Annotated in this window: 16 protein-coding genes and 1 other annotated feature (1 of these 17 cut by a window edge); all 16 genes read right to left on the bottom strand. The window is 41.1% G+C overall.

The genetic code is table 11. The annotated features are described in order from the left end of the window. Window positions 1–19, bottom strand: a binding site (T-box leader) (it extends 198 nt beyond the left edge of the window). A gap of 79 nt (window positions 20–98) precedes the next feature. The 16 genes from AU377_RS12435 to AU377_RS12360 all read right to left on the bottom strand — a co-directional run bounded on the left by AU377_RS12435 (window position 99) and on the right by AU377_RS12360 (window position 12,435). Further along, window positions 99–605, bottom strand: a complete 507-nt coding sequence (locus AU377_RS12435) for a DivIVA domain-containing protein (protein WP_067408084.1) — start codon at window positions 603–605, stop codon at window positions 99–101. A gap of 87 nt (window positions 606–692) precedes the next feature. After that, on the bottom strand, window positions 693–1,469 hold the full coding sequence (locus AU377_RS12430; RefSeq protein WP_067408083.1) for an RNA-binding protein: 777 nt from the start codon (window positions 1,467–1,469) through the stop codon (window positions 693–695). A gap of 328 nt (window positions 1,470–1,797) precedes the next feature. Further along, entirely contained in the window at window positions 1,798–2,088 is a 291-nt protein-coding gene (locus AU377_RS12425; RefSeq protein WP_067408082.1) for a YggT family protein, read from the bottom strand. Window positions 2,089–2,116: 28 nt separating this feature from the next. Further along, window positions 2,117–2,557 (bottom strand): cell division protein SepF, encoded by a 441-nt coding sequence (locus AU377_RS12420; protein WP_067408081.1) that lies wholly within the window; start codon window positions 2,555–2,557, stop codon window positions 2,117–2,119. Further along, the gene (locus AU377_RS12415; protein ID WP_067408080.1) at window positions 2,554–3,246 is read right to left on the bottom strand and encodes a YggS family pyridoxal phosphate-dependent enzyme; all 693 of its coding nucleotides are present in this window, start codon (window positions 3,244–3,246) and stop codon (window positions 2,554–2,556) included. The genes AU377_RS12420 and AU377_RS12415 overlap by 4 nt, the downstream gene beginning before the upstream one ends. Window positions 3,247–3,322: 76 nt before the next feature. Further along, complete coding sequence (locus AU377_RS12410) at window positions 3,323–3,556, bottom strand: PRC-barrel domain-containing protein (protein WP_067408079.1); 234 nt, start codon at window positions 3,554–3,556, stop codon at window positions 3,323–3,325. Between the two features lie 78 nt (window positions 3,557–3,634). Continuing rightward, on the bottom strand, window positions 3,635–4,417 hold the full coding sequence (gene sigG / locus AU377_RS12405) for an RNA polymerase sporulation sigma factor SigG (RefSeq protein ID WP_067408078.1): 783 nt from the start codon (window positions 4,415–4,417) through the stop codon (window positions 3,635–3,637). Window positions 4,418–4,512: 95 nt separating this feature from the next. After that, complete coding sequence (gene sigE, locus AU377_RS12400) at window positions 4,513–5,223, bottom strand: RNA polymerase sporulation sigma factor SigE (protein WP_082732044.1); 711 nt, start codon at window positions 5,221–5,223, stop codon at window positions 4,513–4,515. A gap of 60 nt (window positions 5,224–5,283) precedes the next feature. Continuing rightward, on the bottom strand, window positions 5,284–6,138 hold the full coding sequence (locus AU377_RS12395; RefSeq protein ID WP_067408077.1) for a sigma-E processing peptidase SpoIIGA: 855 nt from the start codon (window positions 6,136–6,138) through the stop codon (window positions 5,284–5,286). A gap of 212 nt (window positions 6,139–6,350) precedes the next feature. Continuing rightward, window positions 6,351–7,085 (bottom strand): hypothetical protein, encoded by a 735-nt coding sequence (locus AU377_RS15560; protein WP_156450442.1) that lies wholly within the window; start codon window positions 7,083–7,085, stop codon window positions 6,351–6,353. Window positions 7,086–7,198: 113 nt separating this feature from the next. After that, a complete protein-coding gene (gene ftsZ / locus AU377_RS12385; protein ID WP_067408075.1) occupies window positions 7,199–8,380 on the bottom strand; it encodes a cell division protein FtsZ in 1,182 nt (393 codons plus the stop codon). 42 nt (window positions 8,381–8,422) lie between these two features. Continuing rightward, window positions 8,423–9,709: a cell division protein FtsA gene (gene ftsA, locus AU377_RS12380; protein ID WP_067408074.1), complete on the bottom strand. Its 1,287-nt coding sequence runs from the start codon at window positions 9,707–9,709 to the stop codon at window positions 8,423–8,425. A gap of 94 nt (window positions 9,710–9,803) precedes the next feature. Further along, window positions 9,804–10,175, bottom strand: a complete 372-nt coding sequence (locus AU377_RS12375) for a small basic family protein (protein ID WP_067408073.1) — start codon at window positions 10,173–10,175, stop codon at window positions 9,804–9,806. A 2-nt stretch (window positions 10,176–10,177) separates the two neighbouring features. Next, window positions 10,178–10,897: a DUF881 domain-containing protein gene (locus tag AU377_RS12370; RefSeq protein ID WP_067408072.1), complete on the bottom strand. Its 720-nt coding sequence runs from the start codon at window positions 10,895–10,897 to the stop codon at window positions 10,178–10,180. Window positions 10,898–10,928: 31 nt separating this feature from the next. Then, complete coding sequence (locus AU377_RS12365; protein ID WP_156450441.1) at window positions 10,929–11,639, bottom strand: DUF881 domain-containing protein; 711 nt, start codon at window positions 11,637–11,639, stop codon at window positions 10,929–10,931. Beyond that, entirely contained in the window at window positions 11,623–12,435 is an 813-nt protein-coding gene (locus AU377_RS12360) for a cell division protein FtsQ/DivIB (protein WP_067408071.1), read from the bottom strand. The genes AU377_RS12365 and AU377_RS12360 overlap by 17 nt, the downstream gene beginning before the upstream one ends. Between the last annotated feature and the right edge of the window lie 5 nt (window positions 12,436–12,440).

The following is a 12,440-nucleotide window of genomic DNA, read 5'->3' as shown; positions in this document are numbered from 1 at the left end:
TCTCTTTCAACGCTTATCTAGAATATATGATCATAATTATATGTGTGAATAAAGACAAAAGTCAAGTTTCTGCTTGAAAAACAATGGCTCTACTTGAATTACTCTTCCTCCGCAGCAGCCTCAAGTTTTGCAGCATCGATTTCGTACGCCAATAAATGATCCCAATCATCGGCTTGAATTAAATCTAGCTGCGCTTCAATTAACATTCGGAAACGATTACGGAATACTTTTGATTGCTTTTTCAAATCTTCCGTTTCGATTGCAACTTTGCGTGCACGTGAAAGTGCTTCATTGACAATACGATCCGCATTTTTTTCCGCTTCTTTCACGATGAGCTTCGATTCCTTCAATGAGTTACGACGAACATCTTCCGCAGCCTCTTGAGCCGTCATAATTGACTTTTGCAACATTTCCTCGATCGAATTAAAATGAGAAATTTGCTCTTGCGACTGCTTCAAACTATTTTTAAGCAATTTATTTTCCTCTAAAACATTTTCATAATCCTTCATAATCTGCTCTAAAAACTCGTTGACTTCATCTTCGTCATAGCCGCGAAATCTAGAGCTAAATTCTTTATTGTGTATATCAAGTGGGGATAGCGCCATCGAATACCTCTCCTTCTAACCTATTCAGTACCTATTATACATAGAAAAACAACATTAATCAGCAGTTTTTATTGTTTGTCAGAAAAATCATTCTAACCTTCCAATTAGAAGACGAATTTTTTCTTTTTTCGTTCTTCCTTCTATAGCCATAATGTTAAAACGTCCTGCTCCTCGAACAGACAACAAGTCCGATTCCTGAAGTTCAAATGCCGGTTCATCTCTCGTCGTCCAGTTCACTTTTACATTTTCTCGTTGGATTAGCATCGTCGCTTTTTGACGTGAACTGTTTGTAATAGCCGCAACAATGACGTCTAGCCGTAAGGAACTAACGATATGTAATTCTTCAACCCACTCGTCACTGTACTGGATCCAATTTTCACTGTCACTTTCCATTTCAATAGCAACTTTTGCTTTTCCAATGGAATTGAAATTTGCGATTAAATAGTCATCCAATTCCGCTGCCACGGCAAATTGTACGATGTCTTGTTCGATTCGGATATCTCCAAATTTAGCACGGTCAATGCCAAGTGACATTAATGATCCTAAAACGTCTCGATGCTCAATCGTTAAAAATTTCGTCGCATATTTCACTTGAAATACTGTGAGTTGAAAATCCTCTTTTTCCGGAACAAAATAATTCGGGTAGATAAGCATACGCTGCCGCTCAGCATCTGAAAAGTTACCGTCCGCCTGCCACAGTAGTTCAGAGCCTCCAAGCATAGACTGTACGATAAACCGTTGACGCGGATCTAAAAATCCTGTTAATTTTGGCGCGTAACGATCCTCAACTTCCCGAATCCACCCGCTTACGGTTTCAATAAATGGTTGTTCATCTTTTCTAAAATGCTGTATTATCTTATCCATTCTCGCTGCTCCTTCAAAAGTAGTGGGGATAAATCAATTACGCCCTGGCGTAATTGCGTCCAGATTTTGAACCAGGGTCAACAGGAAGTTGGTTATGCAACCATTGCCGATCGAACAGCGAAGGGTTCGATTGGCCGTATTTCTGCGTACTTTGTGGAAATTAAGGCACTTTCCAGGACGCGGCGAACTTAAGTTGCCTTCCTTTTAATTCCTTTCAAAATCTGTGACATCCGCCGGAGGCTTTCTCTTTATTCATCGGGCGTTTTAACACCCGCTGAATAAAGAGAAAAATCCCCACATTTGTGAGGACACATACTGATTAGATCCCTTACATAAACACGGACGTCATAATCATTTTATAAACTTGAAAAACACCTTTGGATATTAAATTTAAAGCAAAGAACGCAACAATTGGTGAAATATCAATCACGCCAAGTGGCGGAATAAACTTCCTGAAAAAACTTAAATAAGGCTCTGTTATTCTTCCTAGCAGCTGTCCAATTTTTGTTTCGCGTGTGGAAGGAACCCATGACATAAAAATATAGATGATTAAAAGGATCGAATAAATTTGTATAAATCTAGCAATCCCTATATAGAGTAAAGTCAATATATCTGCCATAATACTGCGTACACCTCATTATCTATTCTTATCGCTCAAAGTAATCCGAAATCGATCCGGCCACTTCGACATTTTCAGGCACGCAAAGAAAAATATCCGTTCCAATGCGCTGGATATCTCCACCAAGTGCATAAACTGTACCACTTAAAAAATCAACGATACGAATCCCTTGATCTCGTTCAATTCGTTGTAAATTGACGACAACTGCACGTTTATTTTTTAAATGCTCCGAAATGTCTTGTGCTTCCGAGTAAACACGCGGTTCAGCTAGGACAACCTTAGAAGATTTTTGGAGGCTTTGCAAACTGACAACATTTCCTTGCGGCACACCTTCACCGATCGGTTGCTTACGAATCGGCTGTTTTTTCGGTTGAATGTGCCGCTTCTCTTCTCTTATCGGTTTTTCTACAATTTCTTCTTCAGTGTCATCTAAATAGAACCATTTTTCGAATTTACCTTTTAGGCTCATGTAGTTTCCCCGCTTTCTTTACCGACAAGAGCGGTGCCAATTCGTACGTGGGTTGCGCCCTCTTCGATTGCAATTTCATAGTCATTCGACATTCCCATTGACAATTGTGTACACGGTGCATGTTCCCATTGTTTTACTGAAATTTTGTCACGTAATTCTTTCATCTGACGGAAGAGCGTGCGAATATACTCCATATCATCTGTAAATGGTGCCATCGTCATTAATCCGATAACGTGAATTTTATCGTAAGCTGCAATTTCTTCAATGAAGCGTTCAAGCTCTTCCGGGTTTACACCTGATTTTGTTTCTTCCCCAGATACATTTACTTGTACAAAGCAATCGATAGGCTGATCTGCCCGCTTTTGAATTTCTTTTGCAAGGCTCATACGATCTAATGAGTGCAGGCAATGGATAGTATTGACCAAATCACGAACTTTTCTACTTTGCACATTACCAATAAAATGCCACTTCGCATCTTTTTGAATCGATTCCTGCTTCGCGAGCAGTCCTTCCGTACGATTTTCTCCTAAGTCCAAGATGCCAGCATTCATAACTTCGATGGCTCTTTCAGTGGAAACTTCTTTCGTTACGGCAATGACTGTAATATCCGATCTAGTCCGGCCTGATCGTTCACATGCATTTTGTATGTTTTGCTCGATTTGTTGTAGACGTTGCTCAATATTCGACATATTCATCACTACTTTTCATTAATCGTTCCTTCCATTGTACCAACGAAAGGGCTGTATATCAATAAAAAGTAGCTTTTTAACTTTCCTTGTCAACGAGGATAATATCCTTACCAATCGTTGTAACATTCCCTAATGGCACCTTTTTCTCTTGCCGATCTTTTGAAAATAAACTTCCTCCTTCCCCGCCCCCAATATGTAAGGCTTTAACCTTACCTGTTGAAATGTCAATTGTCGCATCTTGGATAAACCCCATAAAAGATCCTTTTTTTGCGTCGATTACTTCTTTTTTTTGAATATCTGAAAACCTCATAAACATCCCTCCTAAAAGAATATATGCGCAACCGACAGAAAAAACGCAGTGTACCAAGACACTGCGTTAAAAAATCACTTATTTTTGTTCCATTCCTTCTCGAATCGTCTGAATTGCACTTTTTTCAAGTCTTGAGATTTGCGCTTGAGATATACCCATTTCTTTTGCAATTTCTGTTTGCGTCTGACCTAGATAAAAGCGCTTAGCAAGTATTGATTGTTGCCGCTCATCCATCTCTGATACCGTTTCTTTTACCGAAACATACGTTAACCAGCGATCTTCAGACACGGTGCTGTCTTGAAGCTGATCCATCATAAAGACCGGATCCCCGCCTTCTCCGTTAATCGGCTCATGAAGCGACATCGGATCTTGGATAGCATCGAGTGCGAAAAGAATATCTTCCGCAGGTATGTCCGTTAGTTCAGCCAAGTCGGACATTTTGGGTTCTCTTTGGTGCTTGTTAATAAATTCTTCTTTCGCTCGAATCGCTTTGTATGCGATATCGCGCAATGACCTTGAAACACGGACAGAATGATGATCTCTCAAATGCCTTTTAATTTCTCCAATAATCATTGGAACAGCATAAGTTGAAAATCTGACATTATGTTTCAAATCAAAGTTATCAATTGACTTTAGCAGGCCAATACAGCCTACTTGAAATAGATCATCTGCCTGTTCGCCCCGATAGGCAAATCTTTGAACAAGGCTTAAGACAAGTCGCAAATTGCCAAATACGAGTTCTTCCCTTGCTGACTGATCGCCGCTTTGCAACCTTTTAAAAGTTTCTTTCATCACTTCGTTCGTGAGTAATGGCAATTCGGACGTATCGATTCCACAAATTTCAACTCTTGTACGTACCATTCGCTTTTCCTCCGCATTCTGTAGATGACTGTGAACTATAGTCTGTCCGCAGCTTGGCAGAATATGCGGTTTTTAAAATGTCCAATTTCAACCAATCAATGAATCGGCTGGTTTAAACGCTCTCTTAAATCCATAATAATTTTCTTTTCAAGACGGGAAATATAAGATTGAGAAATGCCCAGTAATTCCGCTACTTCTTTTTGCGTCATTTCAATCTGCCCGGTCAAACCGAATCGGCATTCCATAATATATCGCTCACGTTCATCCAATAGCGTGATGGCTTCGATCATATGCTGTCTTTCAATTTTCTTTTCAACATCATCAATGATAATATGTTCGTCTGTTCCTAAAATATCAGAAAGAAGTAATTCATTTCCATCCGCGTCTGAGTTAAGTGGTTCATCAAATGATATTTCGGATTTTGTTCGATTTGTTTTCCGAAGGTGCATTAAAATTTCATTTTCAATACATCGAGATGCATACGTCGCCAGTTTAATGTTTTTATCCACTTTAAAAGTTTCAATTGCTTTAATAAGTCCAATTGTACCGATACTAATCAAGTCTTCAATATGCGTGTTCGTATTATCGAAGCGGCGGGCAATATAAACGACGAGCCGTAAATTTTTTTCAATTAATGTGTCTCGTGCATTTAAGTCACCTTCCATGAAAGCACGAATGGCTTCCGTTTCTTCTTCACGAGTGAGTGGTTTCGGAAGCGATTCATGACCTCCGATATAGTATGTACCACTTCTCTTTTTAAAGAAACTTGCAATGAATGCGAATAAGTTTTTCATTTTTTGAATCATGAAAACTACCCCTTTCTTGTAATACTGTGCATAGGGACTCATTGGAATGATCTTGATCTTTTATTGAGGTAATGGATTTTTACCGAATCCGGTCATAGACTCAATCGCGGAAACGTGAAGGATTGCTTCTGCACCGTCTGGATAACGACGATCGTTTTCCGTTAGCACAATATAACCAGGTCGCAAAACAATACCATGTTCGAGTGTCCATTGTTCATACTTAAACCCAATCGCCCAAGACTTTCCTTGTACGGTCACTAAACGAATTAGCCGCATATTTTTTTGGTATTCTTCTGGGAAATCTGAAAGTGAAGCGGCTCCTTTTGGCGTCCAGTTCAGTAGAGGCTTTCGTAAATTTTCTGGTATAGATTTTTCGACTGCCTTTAGGGATACAAAATGAACAGGTGCTCCAGAAAGCGGTTCAGTACAACTGTTGCCCGAATCCACAAAGACATTCACTTGTACATTCGAGCCCCAAACACGGAGAATAGATGATGAGTGAAGTGAAGACAATTGCTGTGTAATACGTACATCCAGCCATTTCTTTTTCATGTAGTGAAGAGAAAGATACGCGATGATCGCGTACGTCAGAATGGTGACTGCGCTATTGAAAGTTTGGACACGAAATTGGAAAACTGTTAAAAGTCCCCCGGCAAAAACAGCACCGATGATGACCATCGTAGCCGACTTTCTCCAAGGCTCAAATGCTTTTCCAAAAGCGCATAACGTCATGCCAAAAAACGAGAGGATCAGGACAATGATTGAAGATTGAAAGATCGTGACGGGTATACTGCCCAAGAGAGCAGCAACGATTAATCGGCTTCGCGGAGCTTGGACATTTCCCACTTTGTTGGCAAATGAAAGGATTGCATAATTGAACAACATGTTGATCCCTATAATGAGTTCTGCATACATGGCTCAACCTCCTTGGAAACAAAGATAGCATGTTTGTTTTGAAATGTTTGTCAAAACAAGGGCAACTTCGAAAAAAACATTCGACAGGAAATGCCGTCACGAAGAACGGCATTTGCGAACAAAAGCGAAGCGTTGCGAGCACAAGATTTTGCCGTCACGAAGAACGGCATTTGCGAACAAAAGCGAAGCGTTGCGAGCACAAGATTTTGCCGTCACGAAGAACGGCTTTTGCGAACAAAAGCGAAGCGGTGTGAGCACAAGATTTTGCCGTCACGAAGAACGGCTTTTGCGAACAAAAGCGAAGCGTTGCGAGCACAAGATTTTGCCGTAACGAAGAACGGCTTTTGCGAACAAAAGCAAAGCGTTGTGAGCACAAAGATTTTGCCGTAACGAAGAACGGCTTTTGCGAACAAAAGCAAAGCGTTGTGAGCACAAAGATTTTGCCGTAACGAAGAACGGCTTTTGCGAACAAAAGCAAAGCGGTGTGAGCACAAAGATTTTGCCGTAACGAAGAACGGCTTTTGCGAACAAAAGCAAAGCGTTGTGAGCACAAAGATTTTGCCGTAACGAAGAACGGCTTTTGCGAACAAAAGCAAAGCGTTGTGAGCACAAAGATTTTGCCGTAACGAAGAACGGCTTTTGCGAACAAAAGCAAAGCGGTGTGAGCACAAAGATTTTGCCGTAACGAAGAACGGCTTTTGCGAACAAAAGCAAAGCGTTGTGAGCACAAAGATTTTGCCGTAACGAAGAACGGCTTTTGCGAACAAAAGCAAAGCGTTGTGAGCACAAAGATTTTGCCGTAACGAAGAACGGCTTTTGCGAACAAAAGCGAAGCGTTGCGAGCACAAGATTTTGCCGTAACGAAGAACGGCTTTTGCGAACAAAAGCGAAGCAGTGTGAACACAATAGCAAGTAAAAGAAACTGTTGGACACTTACCGGGATTCATTGGACACGCATCAAAGTTGACCGAAAACCTAATCTCCCACTATGCCAAAAAACGCAAAAAAAGCTTCCCGAATCATGCGCTAGCATATTCGAGAAGCTTTTATTTCAATTTACTTAGCGTCTGCGCTGTCTGTTGCGTAAAAATGTTGGAATATCCAGGCCGTCTTCCTGATGGCCTCCTTGCTGCTGGCGTGGCGCTTCCTGAGCATATTCTGGTGCCTCTTCGGTACGACGAGCGCGTATTGGTGCTTGTTGCTGTGCTGGCTGCTGTTCGCGCGCCGGCGGTTGTGGACGTGCTGCACCAAATCCAGCGTTTCTGCCGGGTCTAGAAGCTGTCAGCTGTTCTTCCGTAAACCCAGTCGCAATAACTGTTACAATGATTTCATCTTTCAAATTGTCATTGATAACAGATCCGAAGATCATATTTACATCTTCGTCAGATGCGGAAGCGACAATGTCCGCTGCTTCCTGCACTTCGAAAAGACTTAAGTTTGAACCGCCTGTAATATTCATCAAGACACCTTTTGCTCCGTCGATTGACGTTTCGAGCAATGGACTTGAAATTGCTTTTTTCGCAGCTTCGGCTGCTCGGTTTTCTCCTGTTGACATCCCGATCCCCATAAGCGCCGAGCCTTTGTTAGACATAATCGTTTTAACGTCCGCAAAGTCCAGGTTAATGAGTCCTGGCACCGCGATCAAGTCTGAGATACCTTGAACCCCTTGACGAAGAACGTTATCCGCTTCACGGAATGCTTCAAGCATTGGTGTATTTTTGTCAACAATTTCAAGAAGCTTGTCGTTCGGAATGACAATTAATGTGTCGACAGACTCTTTCATTGCCGTAATCCCGCCAATTGCTTGCGTTGAACGCTTGCGACCTTCAAATGTGAATGGTCTTGTGACAACACCAACTGTCAATGCGCCCAGTTCCTTTGCAATTTGTGCGATCACTGGTGCAGCACCTGTACCAGTACCGCCGCCCATTCCAGCAGTTACAAAAACCATATCGGCACCGCGAAGTGCTTCTTCAATTTGCTCTTTACTTTCTTCTGCTGCCTTTTTACCTATCTCAGGATTAGCACCTGCACCTAGTCCACGCGTTAGTTTCGCACCAATTTGCAGTTTAACCTCTGCACTCGATAGATTTAGTGCTTGTGCATCTGTATTTACAGCAATAAATTCTACGCCTTGTACTCCATGTTCAATCATTCTATTAACTGCATTATTTCCTCCACCGCCGACACCGATTACTTTGATCACTGCCAACGAATCGATATTCGTATCAAATTCCAGCATCTTCTCTCCTCCTAATCCATTTCAGGTCCATCTTCTGCTGTTCTATTCAAAAAAGTTATTGAATGTATTTTTAGCCCAGTTAATAATACCAGGTTTTTTTTCAGGTTTTCGTTCTTTCGGCTTTTTCATATCTTTTGATGAAGAAGGAACTGTTTCTTCAATCGGTGTAACCGTAGGCGCATCTGATGAATAGCCAAAATATTCATCTTGCATGTGCGCATAGCGGATGAGACCAACCGCAGTTGTATACATTGGTTCACGCACACCGATGTATTCTGGAGAATGAAGTCTCACTCTCGTTTTCAGCACATGTCTAGCCAGTTGAAGAATCCCGTCAATCTTTGTAATTCCACCTGTTAATACAATTCCTCCAGGCAAATCACGGATACCCATGCGATATAATTCCTCTAGGACAAGTTCGAATAATTCTTCCAATCGGACGCCAATGATTTCGGATATATATCGTTGACTATATTGATCTTTTGTATCAACCCCAACGACTGGCACTTCAAATAGTTCATCATCAGAAGCATCATCATAAAAGGCATGTCCATATTGGTGTTTAATTTTTCTTGCCTGTTCTGTAGGTGTTTTTAAAACGATTGATAAATCTTTAGAGATATGATCTCCTCCCACAGGCACTACTGCTGTGGCCATTAGCCGATTTTCACCAAAAATCGTAATCGTTGTTGAACCGCCGCCAATGTCAATATAGGCAGTTCCATGGTTTTTCTCGTCATCCGTTAAAGCAAATGTACCTGCTGCTAATGGTTGCAAGTAAATTTCACGAATATCGAGCCCCGCTCTCTCAACACAACGCAAAATATTATGAACAAGCGTTTTCGATGTTGTGATTAACGTACCGTCCATTTCTAGACGAACCCCAATCATTCCTCTAGGATCTTTAATTTCATCATAATCGTCTACTATGAATTGTTTTGGAATAATGTTTACAATTTCACGCTCAGGCGGAACCGACATGACTTGTGCAGATTTCATAACGCGATCCAAGTCATCGTCTGTAATCTCACGATTTTCAGAGTTGACTGCAACAACGCCTTTTACATCTTGCAAAACGACGCCCGTTGCCGGAATCCCAAGAATCACTTCCCGAATTTGCATGCCAATCATTCTCTCGGCTTGATCGACCGCTTTTCGAATCGATTGGACGGTAGCGTCTATGTCTATAATCGTTCCTTTTCGGACACCTTCTGATTGTACATTTCCAACGCCAATTACATGCAGCGTTTTTCCTTCCACTTCACCAATCAATACTTTGATCGATGAAGAACCTATATCAAGTGATACATATAATTCTGATTGGCTCACTAATTGGCACCTCCCAAAGCAACTCCTAAATCCCATTCTATTGTATTACAGCGACATTGTCTAAATAATTTCAACATATTCTATTGAATTCCTTTCAATCGGGAACATTTGTATTAGAAACCTTGTTTCGATCAGACCATTTTACTAGTATAATCCTTCTAATCACAGCTATATTCTGGAATAATCTGACCCCAAAAGCAAATACTGCCGCCAGATATAAATCGACACCTAAATGTACCCCTAAAAACGCTAGGGCGGCCGCTAAAGCGATATTAAAGAAGAATCCCGATACGAACACCTTATCATCGTAAACTTGCTGCAAGTGTGCACGAATTCCACCGAAAAGGGTGTCGAGAGCAGCAAGTACAGCAATTGACAAATAATTGCCGTATGCCTGCGGGATTTGAATATCGGATAAAAGACCGAGCGAAATCCCAAGTACAAGACCGAGCAAAGGTAACCACATCGTCATTCTCCTTTCGGCAATTCATGTAGAAACTCATTTGTAAAGTTTTCCGACCAACCGTTTATTTGAATATCCATAGATGGTTGTCCAATGTCAAAAATAAGATCATCCAAATAGAAATCGTCATGTAACGAAGAGCCAAGCAAATAATTATATAACTTTTCGCTATCTGCAAGCGTCGGTGAAATAACCTTCATCATAAATGGTGGTGTTGAAACATTCAATCCGTTTACTGTCGTTACCCCATTTATATCGCGAATAGCACTTAAAGTCGTAAATCGTTTACCATCGATTTCCAAAGTAATGCCTTTAAAACGATTGATCTCATTGACAAAGCGTGTCAATAAATCCGGTGAAATGCCCATAATTGGTAAACCAAGTGCTATACTTTCTGCCGATGGCTTTACTTCAATGACAATCCCCGCTCCTTCTATAGCGGTCATTCCAGCTTGTCGGTGAAGTTTTTCAACGGTTTCCAATAATGCCCGGCCCGTATTTTCATCATTCAAAGTGTTATATGTACGTAATGTCTTATCTAGTTCACGAATCTCCGATAGCAATTCGGAATGAAGCTTTTGTTCCGATGCAAGTTCCTGACGGATCGCCCAGATGTCTCTCGTGTCCCGCTTCTCCGGATTTTTCATCGAATTGTATTGGACGGCAATCATAAATCCGACGATTAGTAAAATGAGCGTAAATCGCCAATGTATTATTTTCTTCACCGTCCAATCTCCTTTCAATCAATGATTAGCATTAGCCTTCATTCCGCATGGCTGATAATCGAATTTCTTTTAACAGTTCTGTCGTTACAACAATATGATCTCTTAAAAGACTATCAATAACCCCGCCCTTTAAATGAAGCGCCGCTGAGAGAACTTCCATATCCCCAACTGCCTCAATAACAAATGGTGCGGGAAATGTTCTGCCATCTACCGTAATAACGGGTCCTGTACACTTGATGGATGAATAGGATGTAATTCGTTGTCCATTTATTGCAAGTCCTTGGGCTCCCGCAATACGCAGCTCATTAATGACGCGAAGAACATGGCTTTCATGAACAATATAATCATTTGGATTTTGTTCTATAGGATCATATTCCGCATCGCGAAGCGTCACTTTGACCCCTTGCCCTACTGCAGGAATGGCTCCTAATAACAATCGCAGATCTTTTGCTTCCTCAACGAGAACTTCATGGTCTTTCTCCTGCGTGGAAAAACTTTGTTCATATTCTCGAATTTCATTCTGTTTACTTGCAATTTCATCCGATAGTTCTTTATTTCTTTCTTGTTGACCGATCAATTCCTCACGATACTGTTGTTCGTGAAGAAAGGTACCCGATTCGAGATCAACGACATCATTATTTTTCCCTAATGTACGATACGAAAATGCAAGAATGAAACCAAGAACGAGAAAAACAATAGAAAAAAGAATGTTCCTTCCTTTTTTCCTATTCTGCTTCCCCATCGTCAACCATCTCACCTTCTTCAGCTTCAACCTCCGTCTCATTTTCGCCGCCATAGTAATTTCTGTAAGGGATGAAGTAAGTCCCTACCTCAATGTCGATAACCCCTTTTTCTAAGTCGTCCAACTGGGCAATCATTTCTGGATAGTAAGCCATTTTTTCTGCAAATGTCGAAATAATTGCATGAACTTCATATCCATCGTCCATATACGCAATTACACGGTCAGCACCGCCTTCCCGATCGACGTAAACAATTTCCGACAATAAATGGTAAATAGACTTGTCCAACTGCACAAGTTGCTTGATCATTCCCATCATCTCATCTTTTTGTAGAAAATTGTTGAGAATCGGTGCTTCTACCCCGGGAAACGTCTCCGCATGCGGAAATAACTCTCCATTTTCCACCACTAAACGGTATTGCCCTTCTTCTTCGACATAGGCTATGGTCGGCCACTCCGTAATCGTAATTTCAATATCGCGATACCATTTTCGTGAGACCTCCGCATGTTGAACACCTTTCAGTTTCTCCAGCTTTTTTTCCACGTCGCCTGTACGAACGCTCCAAAGCGATTTTCCAATGAGGATTTCACTTTCTTTCACATAAAAATCTGCATCATGCAACATGCCGCCGTTCACTTGAATTTTTTCAACTTTACTCAATGGAGATTGAAGATACAAAACGACAAGGAGAGCAAGTACGAACACAGTCAGCGTTAGTATAAATTTTTTATTTGTTTTCCTGCGGCGTTTTTCCCGCATGGATGGAATTCGCTCTTCGATATCAATGACCTTGCTCATAATTC

Origin of the sequence: Sporosarcina sp. HYO08 (genome assembly GCF_001563475.1) — a bacterium.
Taxonomy (GTDB): domain Bacteria; phylum Bacillota; class Bacilli; order Bacillales_A; family Planococcaceae; genus Sporosarcina.
This window is presented reverse-complemented; position numbering and strand designations above follow the sequence as displayed.